At 50.9% G+C, this 23,017-nt stretch carries 16 protein-coding genes; 7 read left to right on the forward strand and 9 right to left on the reverse strand.

Features of this window, described 5'->3' with window-relative positions; genetic code table 11:
* Window positions 1-240 precede the first annotated feature (240 nt).
* Window positions 241-690 carry an OmpA family protein gene (locus tag ACYU87_RS26435; protein WP_461137012.1) on the reverse strand — a complete coding sequence of 150 codons (450 nt, stop codon included), beginning with the start codon at window positions 688-690 and terminating at the stop codon, window positions 241-243.
* A 257-nt stretch (window positions 691-947) separates the two neighbouring features.
* Here ACYU87_RS26435 and ACYU87_RS26440 point away from each other — a divergent pair, with 257 nt between their 5' ends.
* Window positions 948-2,651, forward strand: a complete 1,704-nt coding sequence (locus ACYU87_RS26440) for a tetratricopeptide repeat protein (protein WP_461137013.1) — start codon at window positions 948-950, stop codon at window positions 2,649-2,651.
* 168 nt (window positions 2,652-2,819) lie between these two features.
* Here the strand turns inward: ACYU87_RS26440 and ACYU87_RS26445 are convergent, their stop codons facing one another.
* From ACYU87_RS26445 to ACYU87_RS26470, 6 genes are all read right to left on the reverse strand, one after another.
* Window positions 2,820-3,533, reverse strand: a complete 714-nt coding sequence (locus ACYU87_RS26445) for a rhodanese-like domain-containing protein (RefSeq protein ID WP_461137014.1) — start codon at window positions 3,531-3,533, stop codon at window positions 2,820-2,822.
* Window positions 3,534-3,572: 39 nt separating this feature from the next.
* Entirely contained in the window at window positions 3,573-5,258 is a 1,686-nt protein-coding gene (locus ACYU87_RS26450; RefSeq protein ID WP_461137015.1) for an arylsulfatase, read from the reverse strand.
* A gap of 24 nt (window positions 5,259-5,282) precedes the next feature.
* Complete coding sequence (locus ACYU87_RS26455; RefSeq protein WP_461137016.1) at window positions 5,283-6,848, reverse strand: RagB/SusD family nutrient uptake outer membrane protein; 1,566 nt, start codon at window positions 6,846-6,848, stop codon at window positions 5,283-5,285.
* Window positions 6,849-6,870: 22 nt separating this feature from the next.
* Window positions 6,871-9,942, reverse strand: a complete 3,072-nt coding sequence (locus tag ACYU87_RS26460; RefSeq protein WP_461137017.1) for a SusC/RagA family TonB-linked outer membrane protein — start codon at window positions 9,940-9,942, stop codon at window positions 6,871-6,873.
* Between the two features lie 249 nt (window positions 9,943-10,191).
* Complete coding sequence (locus ACYU87_RS26465) at window positions 10,192-11,259, reverse strand: sterol desaturase family protein (protein ID WP_461137018.1); 1,068 nt, start codon at window positions 11,257-11,259, stop codon at window positions 10,192-10,194.
* A gap of 11 nt (window positions 11,260-11,270) precedes the next feature.
* Complete coding sequence (locus tag ACYU87_RS26470) at window positions 11,271-11,393, reverse strand: hypothetical protein (protein WP_461137019.1); 123 nt, start codon at window positions 11,391-11,393, stop codon at window positions 11,271-11,273.
* 990 nt (window positions 11,394-12,383) lie between these two features.
* Here ACYU87_RS26470 and ACYU87_RS26475 point away from each other — a divergent pair.
* From ACYU87_RS26475 to ACYU87_RS26485, 3 genes are all read left to right on the forward strand, one after another.
* Complete coding sequence (locus ACYU87_RS26475; protein ID WP_461137020.1) at window positions 12,384-13,187, forward strand: FkbM family methyltransferase; 804 nt, start codon at window positions 12,384-12,386, stop codon at window positions 13,185-13,187.
* 94 nt (window positions 13,188-13,281) lie between these two features.
* Window positions 13,282-14,337, forward strand: a complete 1,056-nt coding sequence (locus ACYU87_RS26480) for a nucleoside hydrolase (protein WP_461137021.1) — start codon at window positions 13,282-13,284, stop codon at window positions 14,335-14,337.
* A gap of 193 nt (window positions 14,338-14,530) precedes the next feature.
* Entirely contained in the window at window positions 14,531-14,992 is a 462-nt protein-coding gene (locus tag ACYU87_RS26485; RefSeq protein ID WP_461137022.1) for a response regulator, read from the forward strand.
* On the opposite strand, the gene ACYU87_RS26490 is transcribed toward ACYU87_RS26485, so the two are convergent.
* Complete coding sequence (locus ACYU87_RS26490; RefSeq protein WP_461137023.1) at window positions 14,989-15,300, reverse strand: hypothetical protein; 312 nt, start codon at window positions 15,298-15,300, stop codon at window positions 14,989-14,991. The two genes, ACYU87_RS26485 and ACYU87_RS26490, sit on opposite strands and share 4 nt — an antisense overlap.
* A 365-nt stretch (window positions 15,301-15,665) precedes the next feature.
* On the opposite strand from ACYU87_RS26490, the gene ACYU87_RS26495 reads away from it, so the two are divergent.
* The 3 genes from ACYU87_RS26495 (at window position 15,666) to ACYU87_RS26505 (ending at window position 21,294) form a co-directional block, all read left to right on the forward strand.
* On the forward strand, window positions 15,666-16,553 hold the full coding sequence (locus ACYU87_RS26495) for a Nif3-like dinuclear metal center hexameric protein (RefSeq protein ID WP_461137024.1): 888 nt from the start codon (window positions 15,666-15,668) through the stop codon (window positions 16,551-16,553).
* Window positions 16,554-16,753: 200 nt separating this feature from the next.
* On the forward strand, window positions 16,754-20,368 hold the full coding sequence (locus tag ACYU87_RS26500; protein WP_461137025.1) for a family 78 glycoside hydrolase catalytic domain: 3,615 nt from the start codon (window positions 16,754-16,756) through the stop codon (window positions 20,366-20,368).
* Window positions 20,369-20,436: 68 nt separating this feature from the next.
* Window positions 20,437-21,294, forward strand: coding sequence for a CE1 family esterase (locus ACYU87_RS26505; protein WP_461137034.1), 858 nt, complete (start codon window positions 20,437-20,439; stop codon window positions 21,292-21,294).
* 116 nt (window positions 21,295-21,410) lie between these two features.
* On the opposite strand, the gene ACYU87_RS26510 is transcribed toward ACYU87_RS26505, so the two are convergent.
* Window positions 21,411-22,424: an SDR family oxidoreductase gene (locus tag ACYU87_RS26510; protein ID WP_461137026.1), complete on the reverse strand. Its 1,014-nt coding sequence runs from the start codon at window positions 22,422-22,424 to the stop codon at window positions 21,411-21,413.
* Window positions 22,425-23,017: the final 593 nt, after the last annotated feature.

Here is a 23,017-nt window from a genome sequence, read left to right on the forward strand (position 1 = left end):
AGCTCGTCTTCGACTGACGGTGAGCGATTTGCCCGATGGGGCGTATCAGGTTCGGGTCAGCAACGGGGTTGAGGTGACGACCCACTCCGTAACGTTGGCTACCCGGCAGCCCAGCGCGCCCAGCCGTTTGGTCGCTATTAACTAGGTCTAATCCCTTCCTATTCTTTCTACACTTTCTTTCTACACTAGCCAGGCAGCCATTCGGGAGAGTGGCTGCTTTGTTTTGGTGTGTTGCCAAAACTAGTAGTTGGGTGACAGTTGAACGACAACGCGTCTACGGATTGTCTTCACGCCCGCCGGATCGTCGGCTGATACCGTCGTGTCGGGACCTTCCCAACTGGCTACAATCTGATTTGCCCGTACACCATGCTGTCTAAGATACTGCTCAACCGCCCTGGTCCGGTATTTAGATAAAGCCATGTTTAATTCGCGCTTGCCTACATTATCGGCATAACCCGTCACGGTAGCCATCAGCTTTGGCTGTTCTACCAACTGCCGGGCTATCGTATCCAGCATTCGTTTGACATTGGGCCGTAGCTGATGGCTACTCTGATCAAAATACAGAATGGTAATACTCAGCGAAAGATCGGAAATTACCTGGGCTCGTGTCGCGGCATACGGATAGGCAAAAAATACGAACCCCAACAGGTAAGCAGTTACGGTCAATCTGCGCTTGGTTTGCGTACGCATACGGAAAAAGTTTCGTCAGGATACTGTTTACTTCTAAAGTCAGTAACGAGCCTGTTGGTGCGTAAATTCTTCGTGAAGATGCGAGAAGTTTAACCAAAATAAACCTGGATTCATGTACTATCTGTGGAGTCGGTTACCAATAACCGACTCCATGTAGGCCTGTTTTACAAGAAAAGCCTTCTCGAGTTTTGACGCAAGCAGCTGACCGGTTATATTCAGCCATACAACCCTGGAAATCCTTCCTCACAAACGCAGGCATGATGACGCGCCGAAAATCCCCTAAACTAGCTTTAGTTGCTGCTCCCTTAGCAGCCTTGTTTCTGTTTAATTCGGCCCGGAGCCTGGTTCCGGACCAAAACAACGCTATTCCCGTTTGCGGATACGGAATTGACGGGCGCATTGGCCAGATGGAAAACGGGAAGTTTATCGTGCCTTTGCCCGGCTGGGGAAACTACTCGTATGCCGTTACGACCACCAGCGATAGCGCGCAATTTTATTTCGATCAGGGCCTGACGATGTACTATAGCTACCATATGAAAGAAGCGATGGCTTCGTTCAGGGAAGCGGCTCGCCTTGATCCCGATTGCCCGATGGCCTGGTGGGGGCAGGCCCTGGCCGGAGGACCTTATTACAATGCGGCTCACACGTATACCGTTCCGGCAGGCATGCCTACCATTGTCGCGCGAATGAACGAACTGATGTTGAAGGCCAGTCCGAAAGAGAAAAAGCTGATTCAGGCGATGAATACCCGGTACGCGTTTGATTCAGGTGCTGATCGGAAAAAGCTCAATCAGGATTACGCGTCGGCTACCAGACAACTCATCTCCGAGTTCAATGACCCGGACATCAAGATGCTTTATGTCGATGCCATCATGCTCATCCATGCGTGGGATTTCTGGACGAGCGAAGGTACTCCGAAAGCCTGGACCCCGGAGGTAGTAGACCTGTGTGACGCCGTTCTCAAGGCAAACCCCAATCATCCGGCGGCCCTGCATTACCAGATTCACCTGACAGAAGCATCCCGACAACCACAGGTGGCGCTGGCCAACGCCGATAAGCTTAAAACACAGCTTCCGGGAGTGGCGCACATGGTTCATATGGCCAGTCACGAGTACCAGCGAAATGGTCTGTTTGCGCAGGGAGTAACCGTTAACGACGAAGCGGATGAGAATCTGCTGCGGTACGATTCACTGGCCGCTCACCTTAGTCTGGTAAAACATTCGCCCCACTATTTTGCAGTCCAGACGTATTGCGCCCTGACCGGGGGGATGTACGAAACAGGCTTGAAAGACGCCCTCCGCTGTCGTAAATCAGTGGCTCCGCTGCCCGAAAACACCTACGATCAATACCTGTATATGCTCCCGTCGCTGACACTGGTCAGGCTGGGAAAATGGCATGAGGTTTTAGCAACCAAGGCGCCCGATGAAACCTGGGCCTATGCTACGCTGCTGGATCATTTTTCGAAAGGGATGGCACTGGTCAGTACTGGCAGAATTGCAGAAGCAAAAAAGCAGAGTCAGCTACTTCAGGAACGACTGAAAGACCCGATTCTCGAAAAACGGCGGATACCATTCAATGCACCGCTGCCGGTAGCCCAGATTGCCGATCATATATTGGTGTCGTCTATTTTGTTTGCCGAGAAGAAGTCCGAACCGGCGATGGTCAGCCTTCAGCGGGCTATTGCCCTGGAAGATCAGCTCATCTATACGGAACCCGCCGACTGGCCCTTACCGGCCCGGCAGTTCCTAGGTGCTTATTTGCTCCAGCTGAATAAAGTGAAGGAAGCCGAAGTGGTGTACCGCCAGGATTTGGTGCATCATCCGGGTAATGGCTGGTCTCTGGTAGGGCTGCATAAGGCGCTCAGCCGTCAGCATAAATCCGCCGAATTACCGAAGATCGAAAAGGCGTATCGAGTCGCTTTTTCGAAAGCTGAGCGTGTTCCTGCGGCTTCCATTTATTGATTTTCGTCCGCTACAAGTAGATCAGAAAAAACAGAGCAGGCTGTTCATTGTTACGTTGGTATTTTTATCCTACCGATGGCAGGAGGAATCTTCGGTAATAGCATGACCCGCCAAGTAGGGAAGATTCCTCCTGCCGTTAGAATGGCCAGAAAGCCAGTAGAATGACGCTTACTGGGCCGCAACCAGTTTGGTGTCAAGCTCCGTTTTTAAATCGGTCAGGCCAGCGCGTTTGAGAACGATTTCACCCTGTTTATAGAGGATCAGATAGGGGAAGGACGAGACGGTTTTCAGGGATGCGATCAGGGCCGGGCTTTCTTCCAGGTCAATTTCGACGATCGTTAACGCATCGCCGTGTTGTTGGCGAAGGGTTTCCAGAACGGGCTTCACCTTCTTGCACGAGCCACAGTACCTGGAGCCAATATCGACCAGAACCAGTTTGTTGTTGGCCAGAATCCGGTTGTACTCGTCAAGCGTCAGCCCCTTTTTGGCCGTATTGTACAGGGTGTTGCCGCTACCGGTCCAGGCACCGATGCCCCCATCGAGCACGTAAACTTCGTTGAACCCTTTCTTGCGCAGATCAGCCGCCAGCGCAACACTACGGCCGTTGGCAATGGAGTACACAAATACGGGTTTCGATGGGCTGATTCCCTTGATGATGGTTTCGTAACCGTCGGTTTGCCGGTTAACGTTGATGGCCTCTGGAATATGGTTCAGCGCGAACTCTTCGGGGCTCCGGGCATCGATCAGTTGAGGAATGGTCTGCGCTTTTAGCTTCTCGGCGAATTGCTGGACGGGGAGTAAACCCGCTGGTTTTTCGGTTTGTGCAACGGCTAAGGAAACGAAGCCTAACAGAAAAATGACGATGGCGACTGGTTTTTTCATGGATTCTATTGGTTGAGTTGACTAACGTTTGCTACTTGATCAATTGGCTGCCCGGGTAGCCGTCTGCCCGGGAATGATGTCGTTCTGGGGTTTGATTCGGTCGTAATCCACCACGCCGGTTCGGTCGGCCCAGCGGACGTACGCTGCCGATAATTCATTGACAATGTCGGATCGGGTGTCGGCCAGATTGGTTGTCTCGCCCCGGTCTTTTTCAATATCGTAGAGTTCCCACTTGTAGCTGGGGTAGGTCGAAACGATTTTCCACTTGCCCCTCCGAACGGCGCGATTACCGGCCCGTTCCCAGAAAATAGGTTCGCCCCGGTCTACTTCGCTGGCCTGCCCGAACAGCACCGGCAGCAGGCTTTTGCCCACCAGCGGATTGGCCTTTACGCCTTTATAGGAGGTCGGATAGGAAATGCCCGCCAGCTCGTAGAAAGTAGGCGCGAGGTCGATCAGGTGACCGGTTCCTTTGGCAATACTGCCCGGTTTGATGCGTTTGGGATACCAGCCAATAAACGAGGTACCGAAACCCCCTTCGTGAAAGTTGTTTTTATAATGCCGCAGCGGTGTATTCGACAGGTAGGCCCAGTTTTGTTCCTGATAATCGAATGAGCCCGCCGTTCCCACTGGCCCGCTGTTCCGAACAAGACCCCGGCGCAATGGGCTGTAACTGGTAAAGCCGCCCTGAGCGCCGTTGTCCGACAAAAAGATAACCAGCGTGTTTTTATCTTTCTTGAGTTCGTTCAGCTTGTCCAGTATTTTGCCCACGTTCTGGTCCATCCGGTCCACCATCGCGGCATAAACTTCCATTTTCGCTTTCCAGAATTGCTTCTCGTCGTACGTGAGTTTGTTCCAGGAAGGTACGTCGGGGTCGTGCTGGGCAATGCTCTGGTTTTCGGTTAGAATGCCGAGTTCTTTCTGCCGTTTCAGCCGCTCCACCCGTAGCGAATCCCAGCCTAAATCATACTTGCCTTTGTACTTGGCAATGTCTTCGGGCAAAGCCTGTAACGGCCAGTGTGGCGCCGTGAAGGCGACGTACAGAAAAAATGGCTTGGCGGCACCGGCTTTCGTTTCCTTATTTTGTTCATCCAGAAACTGAACGGCGTTGTTGCCAATCTCATCCGTGAAGTAATATGAGTTGTCTTTTGGGTACTGCCGGACATTATTCTTGATGAGCGCCACCGGGTAGGGGTTGTTGCCGAACGGCAGCGGTTTCACATCGAAATAGTCCGACGCGCCACCCAGAATTCCGTAAAATTTATCGAAACCGCGCTGGTTGGGCCACGATAGGCTGTCTTTTCCGACGTGCCATTTGCCCGACATCAGCGTGCTGTATCCGCCCGACCGGAATACTTCACCCAACGTCAGCGACTCCCGGTTCAGGTAACCCTGGTAGGCCGGTAACCCCAGATTGACGTCGAAATAACCAACCCCCGCCTTATGCTGGTACTGACCAGTCAGCAACGATGCCCGCGTGGGGGCACAAATGGAATTGTTGTAAAACTCGCGAAGCCGGATGCCTTCTTTCGCCAGTCGATCGAGGTTGGGCGTGCTGATTTCGGAGCCATAAGCGCCCAGGTCAGAATATCCCATATCATCGACCATAATCAGGACGACATTGGGTTTATCTGCCGTCAATTTGGCCGATGTTCCTGTTTTTTGCTGCGCAACTGACGCTGTCAGGATAAAGGCCGATAGCGCAAGGCCGAGGGTGATTTGTTTCATAAGAAGTGATGCGATCCGTATTACTTACCAACCGGCATTCTGCACCAGTTTGGCGTTGTTGTCCAGTTCTGATTGCGGAATGGGGTAGAGCCGGTGGAAGTCTTTCGCGTTTGTTTTGCCTACTTTCTGGAGATTGCCCACAAAGGTGCTGTTGCCTGAGGCATCTTTCTGCCGAATCAGATCGAACCAGCGCTGGTATTCGAAAACAAGCTCCAGCCGACGGTCGAGGTAGAGGGCTTCACGAAACTGGTCTTTCGTCAGGCCCGGTGTGAGGTCGGGTAAGCCCGCCCGGTTTCGTACCTTGTTCAGCGATTTATAGGCTTTGGCCGTTGGGCCATTGGCTTCGTTTTCGGCTTCGGCATGAATCAGGAGTAGCTCTGCGTAGCGGATAATAGCCACATTCGCGGCCGACTCGTTGGTCAGGGCCGTTGAGGTAGGATCCCAGGTTTTGTTGAAGAACGGTGTTGAGTCATTAGCCACCGCGGCATTAACAATGGGTAACCCAAACTTACGGCCGCTGGTCGGGCTGGTAAAGCTGGTCACAAACGTAACGCGCTTCCGCTTGTCGGTGGGTTGATAGAGCTTGAAGACGCTGAAAAACTTGTCGTTTCCGTTGATGTAAAACCGTACCATATCGGCGTACGAACCCGTCAGGCCGGGAATGCCGGTTAAGATAGAACGCGGATTCTGGTTATTACCCTGCCCGAGGGAGTTCGATTTGAACTGGGCCGAGAAAATATGCTCTTTCCCATTTTTGGTCGCGGGTAAAAACACATCGGCATAATTGGCGATCAGATCATAGCCGTAGGCGCCGGTGCCTCCATCGGCGGACGACAAAACCTCTTCCGCTTTGGTCACCGCATCCTGATAATGCGACGCGATGTTGAGCGGCAACGACGCTTTGGTCAGGTACACTTTGGCCAGTAAAGCCTTAGCGGCACCCGCCGTTGCCCGACCCACATCGGGAGAGCTGTAAGAAGCGGGGAGTGCCGTAGCGGCCTCGGTCAGGTCTTTTTCAATCAAGGCATACACCTCTTTCGAGGGCGACTTGGCAATGGCATAATCGGCAGCCGTTACAAATTTCTGATAGTCCGTAATGAGCGGAACGTCGCCGTATAAACGCACCAGATTGAAGTAGTACAACGCCCTTAGAAACTTGGTCTCGCCCAGTAATCGACTCCGTAAAGTGTTGTCAAAATTGATAGTTGGCACTTTCTCCAAGACAACATTGGCCTTCTTGATGGCCGCGTAATGCTGCTGCCAGATTTCGTATATCCGCAGGTTTGTGGACGAATGCGCCAAAACGGCCAGCGAACGTACATCGGGGTTGGTGGCTCCCGGTCCCGGATCTTCGTCATCACCGGCGAAGTTCATGCCCGTGTTGAACAACGTATTGTACGGAGTTTGAACCGAGCCACCGCCCGAGTTGAGAAAGAAATAAACCGCATTGACGGCCGTAACGGCGTCGGCCTGGGTTTTGTAATATTGATCTTCCGAGACGAATGCCTCCGGACTTTCGGTTAAAAATTCGTTGCAGGAAGTAGTAACCAGCCATGTAGCTGCCATCACCACGTATTTCAGTGCTTTCATGAGCGAATCGATTTTCGGAGAATTAAAGCGAGAGTGACAGACCAACCTGGTACGATTTGTTGTTCGGATACACGCCCGAGTCAATGCCTTTGTTGATCAGCGACTGTCCGTTCAGACTAACCTCCGGGTCGAACCCCGTGTAGTTGGTCCAGGTAGCCGCGTTCTGAGCCGATACATAGACCCGCAGATTTTTGATGTTCGCTTTCGACAGAACTGCCTTGGGGATGTTGTAGCCCAGCGAGATATTCTTCAGTCGGTAGTAGGTCGCGTCTTCAATAAAGCGATCGGAGATGGTGATGGCCGGATCCTGATAAGCCGCCTTTACATCCGTATTGGTATGGGTTGGTGTCCAGCGGTTCAATAAATCGCGGGAGGCATTGGTGTAGCCCGTTCCTAATTCCAGATTGGCCCGGTTGGCGTTGTACAGCTTGCCACCAATGCTTCCCTGAACAAAAACGGATAACTCAAAGCCTTTGTAACTGAACGTATTAGTCAGGCCCGCCGTAAAACCCGGTTGGTTGGCAATCACGACCCGGTCGCCCGCCTGTGTAATTACGCCATCGCCGTTAATGTCTTTGTATTTCTGACCACCGGGGCTTTTGTTGGCCTGCGGAGTTAGCGCTGCATCGCCATTCTGAATAATGCCATCCGTCTGGTAAACAATGAACGAGCCAAGCGGATAGCCAACTTTGGCAATGGATGGGGCCGAAATATCCGGGATAATCTGCGAGACACCATCGCCCAGGCTAAGAATGGTGTTGCTGTTCTTCGAGTAAATCAGAATCGTATTCCATTTCAGGTTGCCCGTCAGGTTGTGCGACTTGACGTAAAGCTCAAGTCCTTTGTTCGAGACAGCCCCGATGTTCTGATAAATTGTAGAAGCCTGACCACCGTAGAAATTCGACAGCCCCGACGTTCCCGGAACGGTTCGGCTGAGGAGTAGATCCGTCGTCTTTTTGTAGTAATAATCGGCAACGATCTCGATGCGGTTATTGAGCAGGCCGAGGTCGATACCCCCGTCAATCTGAAACGTTTTTTCCCAACCCAGATTAGGATTCGGAACGGTATTGGGGGCATAACCGGAAACTGTCGTATTCGAGAAGTTGTACCGGAAATAAGCCAGCTGCGAAAGTGACTGATAGGGAGGAATGCTCTGATTGCCCGTTAGCCCTGCACTTAACCGGACCTTCAGTGAACTGACGTTCGGCACGTTGGCAAAGAAGCGCTCGTTGCTGACGTTCCAGCCAAAAGCCGCCGACGGGAAATAGCCCCATTTGTTGCCCTCGCCGAACCGAGACGAGCCATCGGCCCGAACTGTCAGGGTGAGTAAATAGCGGTCGTCGAAACCATAGTTCACCCGGCCTAGGTAAGAAGCCAATGCCCACTTACTGGCAAACGAACTGGGCGTACGGTTCGTGATGCCCGTACCCAGGTTGTTGTACGATAGCGCATCCGTCGAAAAACCAGCCGCTTCGGCCACGGCCCCTTTGGCCTCAGACTGCTGCGCGGTAAACCCAACGACCGCGTTGATTTTACTCTTCGGCGAGATCTGTTTATCGTAACTCAGCGTGTTTTCGTTCAGCCAGTTGGTCGTAAATACCGAGCCAATAATAGCATCACCCTGGAGCGCGAGCCCTTCGGCCGTTGAACTGGGCAGGTAACGATTCTGCTTATTGTCAACGATGTCGATGCCGAACAGAACCTTTGCCTTGAGCGCGTCCGTAAGACTGTATTCGGCCGCCACATTCCCCAGAATCCGGTTGGTTATGGTTTCGTTTAACTGGTTGTACAGAGAGTTGATCGGGTTCTGGAGACTCGACTCAAACGGGCTATTCACCACAAACGAGCCGTCGTTCCGGTAAATAGGTAATGTGGGCGGGGTGAGCAGCAAATTGCCTACGATGGCCGCCGGAGCCACGTTCGATTTTGTGTTGCTGGCGGTCAGGTTGGTGCTGAGCCGGAGTTTTTTACTGTACTCGTGGTCGAGGTTGATCCGACCCGAGAAGCGTCGGAAATCGGTGTTTTGTAAAATACCGTCCTGCTTGAAATAGTTACCTGAAATGGCCAGCCGCGTCCGTTCGGAACCCGATAGTACCGATATATTGTGGTTCTGTATGGCAGCCTGCCGGAAAGCCGCAGCCTGCCAGTCGGTGCCCGTACCTGATGTATCGAGCGAGTACCCGTTAACCGAAGGCAACGTCGTTGTCTTTCCCGAATTTTGGGCCGCATCCTTCCGTAGTTGCCACCACTCACCCGCATTGAGCAGCGGTAGGGTACGAATCACGCTTTGCACCCCGTAATAGCCGTCGTAATTAACCGATGACTTGCCTTTCGTGCCATTTTTAGTCGTAATGATTACCACGCCATTGGCTCCCCGTGAACCATAGATCGCCGTGGCCGAAGCATCTTTCAGGACATCGATCGACTCAATGTCGGAGGTGTTTATGGAGGACAGTGGATTGATCTTGGCGCCATTGGTTACGCCCGCATCCGTCAGTGAGTAGTCATTGTTGATCGGAAATCCGTCGATTACATACAGCGGATCACTGCCCGCCGTGATGGAGTTGTTTCCCCGAATCTGAACGCTGACCCCACCGCCCGGCTGGCCCGAGGTTTGTGTCACGATGGCACCCGCCACCGACCCTTGTAAGAGCCGTTCGACGGAGGCCACCGGCTGACTTTTAATTTCCAGAGGAACCGAGGCTATCGACCCGGTAATGTCACTGCGTTTCTGCGTTCCGTACCCAACCACGACAACTTCACCCAACTGGCCCATGTTCTCCTCCAGTTCAATATTGATGGTGTTCGAGATGGCCGTTACTTCGCGTGTTTTGAAACCAACGTAGGTGACAATCAGGGTGAAGGGAAGCGTCTGGCCGGTTTTTAGGGCAAACGTTCCGTTGGCATCTGTGGCGGCTCCGTTCGTGGTTCCCTTGATTTGTACCGTAGCGCCAATCAGGGGTTCTTTCGTTTTTTCGTCAATGATTTTACCCGTTAGATTGGCGTTAATGACGGGCGCTGACCCCTGGGCAAACAGTATTCCGGGCTGGGTTAGACTCCATACCCATAGTAAAAATATAAAGCTTTTTTTCACTGCTCTGCTGGTTAAATAAACAATAGGGTGCCGGGGCAGTCGTACCAACGACTGCCCGAATCCGATTACCTCTGTGCTTTGTTTTGACCAGCCAGCCTCGCTGAACCAGGTCGGGCCACCGATGCGGCTGGCTTTTTATTCTGTTGGTTGAGTAGGGCTGATTTGCTGAAGCTGGAGAGTCGCGGTCGTTGCCTCTGCTGGGCGCACGAGCCACGCGTAGGGGATACGGCTGCCGGGTTTCGTTACTCGTTAGGCACTTGCCAGGCCAGGCTCCGGCACCACGGCGATTTCATCGCCAACTTCGGGGCCATCGGCAGCCAGCTCACTACCTTCTTTCTTCGACTTGACAAGGGGCCACAGGAACTGAGCGTACCATTCTTCCTCCTTGTAAAATTTGATGCCATACGAAGTCGGATACTGACGGGTGATCAATCCGGTGCCAAAGATGACATCCCAGAGAAAAAACATATTGCCAAAATTGCCTTTGTAATGACCAACGCCATCGTCGCTGCTGTCGGCGTGGTGGGCGTGGTGCGTGGCTGGGGTAGAGATGAGCCGTTCCAGCACCCAGGCAATCGGATGTAAGATCCGGTATTTGTAGAAGGGCTTATCCCAGGCAATGCTGCTATGCGCCGACAGGGTAATCAAACTTTTTATCGCCGTAACGAACAGGGCCGGATAGCCCAGGCCAAGATAAATGAGCGTGGCCGTGAGGTAGGTCTGCGAAAAGAAAATGGTATAGATGAAGTTCTGCCGGCTCGCCATGGCCATACCCATGTACGGGGCAGAATGGTGTGTCCGGTGAAAGCGCCACATAAACGGAATCTGGTGGTGCAGCCGGTGATACCAGTATTGAGTCAGGTCATCGGCAACGGCGATCAGAAAAAAGCCGCCCCAGAAAGGGACCCAGGAAAATACGTTGGCGAAGCCGGGCAGCAAAGCAGGGAGAAGCGTTAAACTGAAATAAGCGACAACGGGTGGTACCAGAAATTTGGGTACCAGAAAGCACACGATGTCGATCTTGCGTTCGGTCGATGTCCACTTATTATCATAAAGACCCAGTGCAAATTCGAGTGCGCCAAGACCTAAGGCCAGCGCAATGAATCCCCAGGATTTGAGGTTTTTGAAAACGGGCTCCAGAAACGAAAGGAAGGCCGGAGCCGACACGTGCGCGTAATCGTTCACCGGGTTTTTCCAGGGTGTCTCACCCGTATAGCTGAACCAGAGAGCGAGGGCCAAAACGGGCAGTGCGTAGAGGAAAATACTGATCAGCAAATCCCGGCCAAGTTTCTTGGGGAGTAGTAAATTGAGCGACATTGTTTTGATAATTAGTTGGTTAGCAAGAGCTTGACTAGTGAAAGGCCGCCACCGAGAATGGCCAGCGGAATGGCATAGATGAGGATGCTTACCCCAATTTTTTTGGCTAGAATCTTACTATCCTGGATGGCCATATCGATTAGTAGGTTGACTGAAAATTAGTTGACTAACTAGGCTATACGTCAGCTTTACGGGCAACTGGTGCTCCTGGAAAAGGCTGGTACGTGCAACACTCGGGTACTGTCAATCAGGTGGCGATTAATTCTGCGGGTGGGCAAATCTGTCCGAAGTAAGGTAGCTGTTCGCTGAAGAGCCTGCATTTCAAAAGCGATGGCTACCACTCTAAGTCCATTCTTTGCCACACACCACAGAATTAATCGCAATGGCCTGTATTGGTGCGTTTTTAGTTTGTTGATGATGTGTTGGAAACCTGCTTCTTCTTATACTATGTCTAGTATATAGATTTTATATACTAATTGGAAGTAAAAAAAGTGCTGCCGTTGAATGACTCACTGAAAATAAGTCAACGCGATTTAGTCAGGAGACCTTTGGGGCTAGGCGTAGTGATGAATCAACACCGACTACCTGGATGGAGAGTTTGTAGTTTTTCTCTCGTCGTACGACAACAGCAAAGTGTACAATGCTTACGCATATTGGTTGGTTATTTTATGAGTTCGAAAACTGATACCGATCAACCGATAAGATTAGGAGCCGAAAGTTCGCTCTACTACTTACTAATTAATCAGGGTAAATAACAACTACTTTGCAGGTAGTACTTGTAGGATAGCACAAAGGTAGAAACGATTGTTTTAAAAAAACAACTATCTACGGAAAATATTTTTTAATGTGCTGATAAGCAGATGGTTATCATGCATGGCGGCCGTATTTGATCGAACTTAAACTAGTGAGGGAAGGTGACAATGCAGTGGCTTATGAGTCAGAAAGATGCCTGTGCGATTGGTAATAAACGGTTATATTTGGTAACAATAGTGATATGAAAAGATTTAATAGTAAATAATGGTGGTTAGGTGTAGTGTCAGCTGCCTTTTTCAATCAATTCGTATTAATTACCATTGTTTTCTGCAGGCGTAAATCAATATTCACCTAACATTGACTTCGTGTAAATGGAAAAAGTTATACAACTCGCTAAACAGGTAATGGGGGTACATCCTCAACAAGGGGTCAAACCACTAGCCCATCTGGCGTATCTGGGCTCCGCGTACAACGGTTATCATATTCCCGATTTTCTTCTCAATAAAGCGTCCGTTTGTTATTGCATTGGGGCGGGTGAAGACATTTCCCTGGATGTTGAACTGAAGACAAAATACGACGCCCAGGTATTCATTTTTGACCCGACACCCGAAGGAATCAACCACTTTGCCCAGCTTAAGGAATACACCGAAAAAGGACATTCGCTGACCATTCATAATGTACCTCCCCACGACGACGCGCCTTATACATATCAGCTGACAGCGAGTCAGATACAAGATATGACGTTCGTGGAGGTGGGCGTTTGGGATCAGAAAACAACGCTTAAATTCTTTGCTCCCGAAAAAGATAATTACGTATCCCGGTCGGTGTACTTATTTAAAGAGTCCGGGAATTATTTGGAAGCCCCCGTTGATCGGCTGAGCAATCTGATGAGAACGCTCGGGCATTCGTCGGTCGATCTGGTAAAACTGGAAATTGAAGGCGCGGAATACACCGTCATCGATACGATACTGGAAGACAAACTCGATGTTAAAGTAATTCTGGTTGAATTTGATGAAGTACATAACGCCACCGATAAACTGTTCCATTTCAGGATCAAAAAATCGTGCGATAAGCTAAAGAAAGCCGGGTATGTGCTGGTCCACTCTACTGAAAGTCTGAAGCGTGCGTTTGTGCGGCAGGATGTGTATGAAAAGCTTAAGGCCGCTCATAAGTAGGTTTTGCGTATTGGCGTGTTTATTGCGGTATCGTCATGATAAAACTACTCGGAGCAGGTATCCTGCGTGCTCAAAAACTAACCTACCCCGTCGCTTGAAAACAGGTTATTCGTCACTGGCAACTGCCAGATATAAAAGTGCCTGCCTGTTTTGGGCGCTGTTTCTGGTCCTGACGTCGGTTGCTGTCCAGGCGCAGCAAATCGGTAGCCGGACGGTTGTCACGCCCAGAATGCGGGTCATTGTCGACAACGATTTTAGTGGTGACCCTGATGGCTTATTTCAGCTGGCGCATCTGGTGATGTCTCCCTCGGTCGATATAAGGGCCGTTATTGGCTCACACCTTCGGGTGGGCGACGGGTTCGACAATTCGGCTACCCAGGCCGACAATGCGGCCAAAAAAGCCCGGGAGCTGTTGCAGACTATGGCAATCAGGAGCCCCATACCGGTTATAGCAGGGTCAAACACGGGAATGGTCAATGACAGTACACCGGTGAAAAGCGAAGCCGTAACGTTTATCATAAACGAAGCCTTACGGACCGATACGCAATTGCCGCTGTATGTTCTCTGCGGAGCCGGCCTAACCGAGATTGCCTCGGCTATTTTGAGAGAACCTCGAATTGCCGACAAGCTGACGCTGATCTGGATCGGCGGCCCGGAATACACCGATTTAGCCTTGCCACCACCGAACTATACCGCGCTTGAGTACAACCTGAACATTGATCTCTCAGCGGGCCGGGCTATCTTTAATCGAACCAAGGTGCCCATCTGGCAGATACCCCGAAATGCCTATCGCCAGGCGCTGTTGCCGTATTCCGTTTTGCTAACGAAAGTAAAACCGCGGGGAAAAGTGGGGGCGTACCTGTGCACAACGCTCGAAGAGTTAATGATTCGTTTGCAGCGCTACAAACTGGCTTTGGGCGAAACCTATATCCTGGGTGATAGTCCACTGGTCTTGCTGACGGCGTTGCAATCGTCATTCGAGGCCGATCCTTCGTCAAGTACGTATGCACTCAAACTTGCTCCCCGCATCAATGCGCAGGGTGGGTATGAATATAACCCCGCCGGCCGTCCGATCCGGGTCTATTCTCAGCTGGATATTTCGCTTATGTTTACCGACTTCTTTGCGAAACTCGAACTGTTGAATCCGTAAATCAATATCAGGATATCGGTCAATCGGCGACGCGTGCTTACCGGTTTTCCGGACCGTTCCCTATAATTCGTCAACGTGCATGTGCCTACACGAAATATTTTTCTACTTCCGACGTTCAGCATAGGATGTTATGGGAATCATTGCCGTAACATACTAGTTATATAGAGTATCTTCATGCTATATTGCAACATACGTGAGTAAAACGCCTACTCGACAGAAACGAAAAACCAACCGACTTCCTATCCTAGTTATTGAAGGTAACGCTGATCAATGGCTCATTATTCGGGCTGTGCTAAACCAGTGTTTCCCTGAAGTAGAACCCATCTGGCTGAACCATGCCATGCAGGCAAAAGCATACATTGAGACTCAGGTCAGAGACAATGTCAGTTTGCCACTCATGGTTCTTATGGACTGGTATCTGCCGGCTAAATCAGATGGGTTTAACCTGCTGGAATTCATTAAAACCCATCCCTCTTACAAGAAGCTGCCGGTAATTATTGTCAGTGATTCGGCCGCTCGTGAAGATATGGAGTTTGCGTACAACTTTAGCATAGCGTCTTACCTGATTAAGCCCGGAAGCTTTCACGACTGGCTCAATTGCTTTTACACGTTCCGGCGCTACTGGTGGGAAACCGTCTCGTTGCATTCGCGTTAGCCTTTCGGCAGCGTGTTAACTGCGCTGGCGACCAAAGCCTGAAGTCGGTAGAACGAGGCCTGGTAATTTTCTTCCTGCTCTTCGTCGTAATAATCCAGTATCTTGGACGCTTCCTGCCAACCCCGTTTCTGAAGTAGATGAACGGACTCTTTGAGCTGCGAATTGTCTGCATCAGTGTTGAGTAGACGTTCAAAAAGGGTTTTTATTTCTATAAAGCAGACCATTAACGGTGTGGGTCCATCTGTGGGTTTTATCTGTTGAAAAGCTTGATTTTTAGTGAGAATGGTGGTTAATAAGGCAATGTTCATGATCCATGGTGTGGCTTTTTGGAACCTGACCGCGAAATAACTAATTAAAAATGAGTGCTACTAGTAAATTGACAGGCGTAAACGCCTGTTGAGAGAATCGCAGACAAGTATCACTCATTTTTTCAATAACTCAGTTTCAATGTGCTAGCCGGTAGGTAAAATAAAAAGCTGGCTTATTTGTTTGCGAAAAGCTACGCGCCAGTACATCGTTTGGCTGGTATTTGTGAAGATGAGTTCTTCGGGAGAAACTCCGGCTTTGCTTGATGGGTTGTTTGCCCAGTCAGCTTTTTTAGAATGTCGGTGGGTAGAGCGCCTGGGTTAGTGGCTTAAGCAACGTAAACAACTGCAATCCGTTCTGCCCGCTTATGCCAAACAATAATCCATCCCGCCGTACGTTTCTGATGGCCTCATTGGGCCTTACCGTTGCCAGCGTAGCCAGACCCTTGAGCTTGCCATCGCTTACGGTTGGTCAGGTCATTGATCGTGTTAAGGCTAATGTGGGTATTCCCTGGCGTGAGCAGACCGTCGATAATCTGATTGCCGGTACACCGGAAATTCCCGTTACAGGCGTTGCCGTTACCATGATGGCTACTCTGAATGTGCTCCAGCAGGCCGCTGGCAAGGGCCTCAACATGGTTATTACGCATGAGCCAACCTATTACTCGCATCAGGACCGCACCGAACCTGTTCAGCAAGACGCGCTCTATTTACTAAAACGCGACTTTATCCAGCAGCATAACATGGCTGTTTTTCATTTTCACGACCACTGGCACGGACACCGGCCCGATGGTATCGCCATGGGAATGATCCGGCAATTGGGTTGGGAAAAAAACGCTGATCCGCAAACCCCCAAACTGTTTACATTTCCGGAAACCTCGCTGGCTCGTTTCGCCCAGGGAATAAGCACCAAATTAGGGGCTCGCACCATGCGGGTCATTGGCGATCCAAACTTACCAATCAGGCGGGTGATGGCCAGTTGGGGAAATGTTAGCCTGATGCCGGGCGTACCGTACTTGGCTCAGGCTGATGTGCTGGTCATTGGGGAAACGCACGAGTGGGAACTGGTTGAGTATGTGCAGGATGCCATCACGTCCGGCCAGAAAAAGGCTTTGATTATCATTGGACATCTTCTATCCGAACAGGCGGGTATGAACTACTGCGCCGACTGGGTGAAAGGATTCATCTCGGAGGTTCCTGTTGAGTTCATCGCTGCGCCGGAACCATACTGGCGTCCTGATCAGCCGACCAGGTAAGACAGACTAATATTATACAACGCAAATCAACGCCGGGCCTGAGCAAATCCGTCGCTTGTAATCGTGCATTTGACGTTGTTCAAGCCTGAATAGTCGACTGAACTTAGACAATTACTCGAAAATATAGTAGTTTGCGAATGTATATGCTCGGGTATTTAAACGCCATTGATGGACCGTTCAGGGTCTTTCCATTAGTCAATATGAAATTACTTCTCCTGTTTTTATTCTGCCTATTGTCGGTATCCGAAACCGTCTTTGCTGATGTTTCTATTGATGGGTTAGCCGTTGATTACCAGCCCACACCCCTGGGAATAGACCAGGCAACGCCCCATTTTTCGTGGCAGATGAAAGCGCTGGATACCCGGCGAAACTACGCGCAAACAGCGTATCAGCTTCTGGTGACGGATTCGAAAAATCAGCTTGTCTGGGATTCAAAAAAAGTGAATTCAGATCGCTCACATGGTATCGAGTACGCTGGTAAACCCCTCCGGCCTACTACTCGCTATGCCTGGAAAGTAGTGGTCTGGGATAACACTGGCAAGATGACCACCCAGGCGTCATGGTTTGAAACCGGCCTGATGAATCCGACGATGGCTGCCTGGTCGGGAGCCAGGTGGATAGGCGGGGGAGATGCAGATCTGGTGCTCTATTCGCATTATCTGTCGGTTTTCAAGGCTCAATTCGGCGTTCAGTTGGATAGAGACACCGAATCCAGAAAAGCCGCCTTTGTACTGGGTGCTAACGACCGCCGGCTGATGAACAAGGACTTGAACATAATGGGCATGGCGAATGGAAAGAATCAGAGTTATATCGCTTTCGAACTGGATATTTCGTCTGTAACGGATGCCCCGGCTGGCGTGGCACGTCTCAATATTTACCGGGTTGGGTACGCCAAAACCGACCGGGCCGACAGACCGTTCAAAACCCTCGACATTCCTCAGCAACTCATCAACCAGACCAATAAATACGAGAAACACACGGTGCTGGTTACTTGTAATTTTGGTCTGTTCGAGCTGTTCGTGGATGGGCAGGAAGAGGCTAATAAGCTTAAGGAAAATTCGGAAGGGCCACCGTCCCGTTTTGGCCCCCGGGGCATCAATCTCAACCCCGTTGGAAGCGGCAACAACTTCATCAGCTTTCCGATGGTAGCCGATATTGGGTTTAGTGTACCCGAGAACCAATCGGCCCATTTCTCGCAGGTAGAAATCCGGAATTTTAGGTTTCCGTCCAATGCGTTATTCACAGAAAAGCTGGACAGCCAGCCTTACAAAGGCATTTTCTCGTCGAAAAATCTGTCCGTGAGCAACGGACAATATGCGGTAAAAGGAGGAGCATTGATTACGGCCGATCCCAGCCGGAATGCGGCTCCCATGCTCCGAAATACATTTACGACCCAATCGAAACCCATTACCAGCGCCCGGCTTTACGTTACGGCGCGGGGTATTTACGAACTATACCTGAACGGAAATCGAGTTAGCAACGACTATTTCAACCCCGGTTTGACCCAGTATAACAAGCACCACATGTACCAGACGTACGAAGTGACGAAAGCACTGAAAGCGGGGCAGAAGAACGCGATCGGGGCGTGGCTCAGCGAAGGGTGGTGGAGTGGCAATATTACCTACAGTGGCGAAAGCTGGAATTACTTCGGCGACCGGCAATCGTTATTGAGCAAACTGGTTATTACCTACACCGATGGAACCGAGCAGGTTATAGTGTCAGACCCCAACCAATGGAAATTCTTTGCCGATGGGCCCGTACGGTACGGCTCGTTTTTTCAGGGCGAAGTGTATGATGCGACAAAAGAAGCGCTGGTGACCAATTGGTCGACGCCTGCCTATACCGACGCGGGCTGGAAGTCGGCGGTAGAGGTGCCGCTGGAGGGAACGGCCTACAAAGGAACATTTACCGATTTTATGGGCCGGCCTTCCTCGCTGGATTATACTGATTTTAAACTCGTCGGGCAACTGGGTGATAATGCCCGTTCGGTAAAAACCATGCCCGCCCAGAACGTAACCGAAGTTCGCCCGAAGGTATTCGTGTACGACATGGGGCAGAATATGGTCGGCTTTCCGCAGATACGAATCAAAAAGGGTAAAAAAGGACAGATAATCACGATGCGGTACGCCGAAGTGAAATACCCCAATCTGGCCGATTATAAGGACAATACGGGTATGGTCATGATGGAGAACATCCGGGCCGCACTCACGCAGGATCAGTATACATTGAAAGGGGGCGATGAACTGATACAGCCCCGGTTCACTTTTCACGGCTACCGGTACCTGGAGCTGACCGGCGTTGATCAGGCGGTTCCCGTAGCCGATGTGAAGGGCTTGGTAATCAGTTCTATATCGGCTCTATCGTCGCAGTACGAAACCTCGAATGAACTGGTTAATAAACTGTGGCAAAACATCACCTGGTCGTTGCGGAGCAATTTTCTCTCCATCCCCACTGATACCCCGGCCCGTAATGAACGCATGGGCTGGAGCGGAGATATTTCAGTCTTTTCGAAAAGTGCTACGTACCTGACCAACGCCGACCTGTTTCTGAGAAGGCACCTGCTGGCCATGCGTGACGTACAGGCTGAAAACGGCCGTTTCACCGATGTGGCTCCGCTGGGTGGTGGCTTTGGGGGTACCCTCTGGGGAAGCGCCGGGATCGTAGTGGCCTGGGAAACGTATCGCCAGTACGGTGACGTACAGCTGTTGAAAGAACATTACGACGCCATGAAACGGTACATCCAGTTTCTGGAAACAAAGGTCGATAAGGATACGGGTATCCTGAACGAAGGGCCGTTGGGTGACTGGCTTAGTCCGGAGGGCAACAAAAATGATAATACCCTGTTCTGGATGGCTTATTTTGCCTATGATCTGGACATTATGACGAAGGTGGCCACGCTCCTGAACAAGCCCGATGACGCGGCCCTATTCGCAAAGCGGCATATTGATATCAAGGCCACCTGGAACGACATCTACCTGGATAAAGCGACGCACAAAACCGTAAAGTCGGGCGTAAAAACGGGCTTCATGGGGCCACCCAGCCAGCAGGAGCAGACGCAGAAATCGGATAAAGGGCAGTTGATCGATACCCAGGCATCGTATGCTATACCGTTGGCGTTAAACGTGTTTGCCGACCAGAACAAACCCTTTGCCAGTGCCCATCTCAACGAAGCTATTGCGCGCAGAAACAAAGATGACGAAGGTGTCGAACGGCCCGCTTATTCATTGATGACCGGTTTCATCGGCACCGCTTCAATTACCGATGCCCTTTCCGAAAGCGGTCATTCGGCCACGGCTTACCAACTCCTGCAGCAGAAGGATTATCCTTCCTGGCTCTATTCGGTGGTGAACGGGGCAACGTCTATTTGGGAGCGTCTGAATTCCTATACGGTCGATAACGGATTTGGTGGCAACAACAGTATGAACTCATTTAATCATTACTCGTTCGGGGCTGTAGCTGCCTGGATGTACGGGCATTCGCTGGGCATTCAACGGCATCCGCAAAAGGCGGGTTTCAAAGAGATTGTTTTAAGATCCGAACCCGATCCAGGCAAAAAAATGACATTCGCCAAAGGCTATTATGATTCCGTATACGGCCGGATCAGTAGCGAGTGGGCCTGGGCGGGAGCGAACTGGCATTACAAAACAAGTATCCCCGCCAATACCAGCGCTACACTTTATTTACCCGCTGAAAGGATAAGCCAGATCCGTGAAAACGGGAAATCCATTGCTGCCTGGAAAGGAGTCAGTCAGGAAAACGGACTGGTCAGTATTCCGCTTGGGTCGGGGACTTATTCTTTTATCGTTAATCGTTAATTCGCAGCCTGGCCATGCCGCCTATACTCATGTCTACCTCTATTTCTCGTAAGCTGTTAACCATAGGAATGATGCTATCGGGCCTGGTATCGCATTCGGTCGTAGCCCAGCTAAAGCATGATTCGCTGCTCATTGAAGGGCACTACAGGGTGTTTCATTTCAACCCGCCAACGACCGCCCTTACCAAACCCAGTCTCGTATTTGTGTTGCACGGGTCTGGCGGGGATGGAAAAGGCATGATGCAGGTAACGGGAAAGATGGAACAACAGGCCAAGCAGGCCAATACGCTGGTTGTGTATCCGGATGGCTACAAACGCTACTGGAACGAATGCCGAAAAGCCTCGCCCGCTCAGGCTAACCGAGAAGACGTAAACGAAGAGGCTTTCTTTCAGGGAATGATTCAGTATTTTCACCAGCGCTACGCAATCAACACCGACCAGGTGTTCGTGGTCGGAACGTCGGGTGGGGGACACATGGCCTACAAACTGGCGCTAACGATGCCCGCTGCATTTCGGGCGGTTACGGCCATCATTGCCAACCTGCCCGACAGTACCAACATGGACTGCGTACCAACGGGTAAACCAGTGGCGATTATGATCATCAATGGTACCCAGGATCCGATTAACCCGTACTCCGGAGGGCGGGTCGTTCTGGGCAAGAACATGGATATGGGCGTCGTTCTATCGACTGACCGCACGCTGGCTTACTGGGCTGGGCTGGCTCACTACCAGGGCAAACCCATTCTGGAAACACTACCCGATGTTGACCCGCAGGATGGCAAAACCATTGAACGGTACACCTATCGGGGTACCGGAAAACCAGACGTTGTTTTGTTGAAAGTTATCGGCGGTAAACACGACTACCCCAACGATCTGGATGTGCACGCTGAGGCTTTGCGTTTCTTTATGCATCAGATTCGCCCCTGAGCAAACCCAAACAAAGGAGTTACAAGCTTGCCTTTTGTTCAACAAGCACCATATAAAAAGCGAAGCCGCGTCGGTAATAACCAGACGCGGCTTCGCTTTTTATAGCCATACAATTGTTACGGCTGTCCACCACCACCGGCGGCACCATATACCTGGCCTGTAGCATAACTACCGTCATTAGCCGCCAACTGCACGTAGATCGACGCTAATTCTACCGGCTGTCCGGGACGGCCCAGGGGCGTGTTGCCGCCGAACGTTTTTAGTTTTTCCTGGGTGGCTCCGCCACTGGGTTGCAGAGGTGTCCAGATGGGGCCTGGCGCAACACCATTTACCCGAATTCCTTTCGGACCGAGCTGCTTCGCCAGCGATTTAACAAAGTTCATCGTAGCCGCTTTCGTCTGGGCATAATCATACAGGTTGGGCGACGGATCATAAGCCTGCTCGGACGTTGTTCCGATGATGGATGATCCAGCCGGTAAGTGAGGTAGCGCGGCTTTGATGATCCAGAAGGGAGCATAAATATTGGTCTTTATCGTCGCGTCGAAATCCTCCGAAGAAATATCAAGAATCGATTCCCGACTTTGTTGCCGGGCTGCATTGCTGACCAGAATATCCAGGCCACCCAACCCTTTCACGGCTTCGTCGACCAGGCGTTTGCAAAAGGCTTCGTCCCGAAGATCGCCGGGTATGGCAATTGCTTTTCGACCTTCTTTCTTGATCAACTCAATAACTTCCTTTGCATCAGATTCTTCCGCAGGCAGGTAATTGATCGCTACATCGGCTCCTTCGCGGGCATAGGCAATAGCCGCAGCCCGTCCCATTCCCGAATCCCCGCCGGTAATCAACGCTTTTCGGCCCTGTAAACGTCCTGATCCTTTGTAGCTGGTTTCCCCGTGATCAGGGCGAGGATCCATTTTGCTGGCCAGACCCGGCCAGGGTTGCGGCTGGGCCTTAAAGGGCGGTTTTGGGTATTTGGTGGTTGGGTCGACAAGAGAGACTGGGGGCACCGTGCTCGCGGGTTGCCCCGGCGAAGAGGTGGCAAATACTGGAGCGGCTACCACCGTGGCGGCTAATCCGCTGCCAAGTCCGCCAAGTACTTGGCGTCTGCTTACTGAATGATCATTAGACATGGTTGTATTCGTCGTTGAGTAACTTTTTACTACACTAAGCTATATTGCCTATAGATTACAAACTTAACGAGTCGTGCAGGACGAAGGTTACGATTTAGCGGTATTTAATTTACCAGCGGACCAACAAATGTCTATTCTTACTCATCCTGCAAGGCAGGACTTAATAGCCCTGCCTTGCAGAATATTCGGGCCGGGCAGCTGGTAAAAAACTACCCAAATACCGAGCGCAAATTCTGTAGGTGAAACTCTCGCAAAATTAGCCAGGGACGTTGGTTAAAAGCCTTGAAAAAAACGCATAGCACTTTTGTTGCCAGAAAGTAGTTGACCCGGAATGGCTTGACTGGCAAATCATGAATTATATGGGCAAATTATGTACCAAGAGCTTATAATCGTATAGTGAAAAGGGGTATTCATGTATACTTTGCTGTACTGTTAAAAACCTTAAATCTAGCTTTCCGTCAGAGCAAGCGCGGTTCATTCTATTCAACTATCAAGCGTGCTTATTCAGAGTACCAAAACTACAATTAATGTAAGGAAAGCCTAAAAATGAGTACGGTTGGTTTGCCTTGTCATAAACTTTGCGTCTTACCCTG

This window comes from Spirosoma lituiforme, from assembly GCF_054776635.1.

Coding starts and splice junctions, on each gene's coding strand:
- ACYU87_RS26435 (WP_461137012.1), bottom strand. CDS start 690: ATGCGTACGCAAACCAAGCGCAGATTGACCGTAACTGCTTACCTGTTG.
- ACYU87_RS26440 (WP_461137013.1), top strand. CDS start 948: ATGATGACGCGCCGAAAATCCCCTAAACTAGCTTTAGTTGCTGCTCCC.
- ACYU87_RS26445 (WP_461137014.1), bottom strand. CDS start 3,533: ATGAAAAAACCAGTCGCCATCGTCATTTTTCTGTTAGGCTTCGTTTCC.
- ACYU87_RS26450 (WP_461137015.1), bottom strand. CDS start 5,258: ATGAAACAAATCACCCTCGGCCTTGCGCTATCGGCCTTTATCCTGACA.
- ACYU87_RS26455 (WP_461137016.1), bottom strand. CDS start 6,848: ATGAAAGCACTGAAATACGTGGTGATGGCAGCTACATGGCTGGTTACT.
- ACYU87_RS26465 (WP_461137018.1), bottom strand. CDS start 11,259: ATGTCGCTCAATTTACTACTCCCCAAGAAACTTGGCCGGGATTTGCTG.
- ACYU87_RS26470 (WP_461137019.1), bottom strand. CDS start 11,393: ATGGCCATCCAGGATAGTAAGATTCTAGCCAAAAAAATTGGGGTAAGC.
- ACYU87_RS26475 (WP_461137020.1), top strand. CDS start 12,384: ATGGAAAAAGTTATACAACTCGCTAAACAGGTAATGGGGGTACATCCT.
- ACYU87_RS26490 (WP_461137023.1), bottom strand. CDS start 15,300: ATGAACATTGCCTTATTAACCACCATTCTCACTAAAAATCAAGCTTTT.
- ACYU87_RS26495 (WP_461137024.1), top strand. CDS start 15,666: ATGCCAAACAATAATCCATCCCGCCGTACGTTTCTGATGGCCTCATTG.
- ACYU87_RS26500 (WP_461137025.1), top strand. CDS start 16,754: ATGAAATTACTTCTCCTGTTTTTATTCTGCCTATTGTCGGTATCCGAA.
- ACYU87_RS26505 (WP_461137034.1), top strand. CDS start 20,437: ATGATGCTATCGGGCCTGGTATCGCATTCGGTCGTAGCCCAGCTAAAG.
- ACYU87_RS26510 (WP_461137026.1), bottom strand. CDS start 22,424: ATGTCTAATGATCATTCAGTAAGCAGACGCCAAGTACTTGGCGGACTT.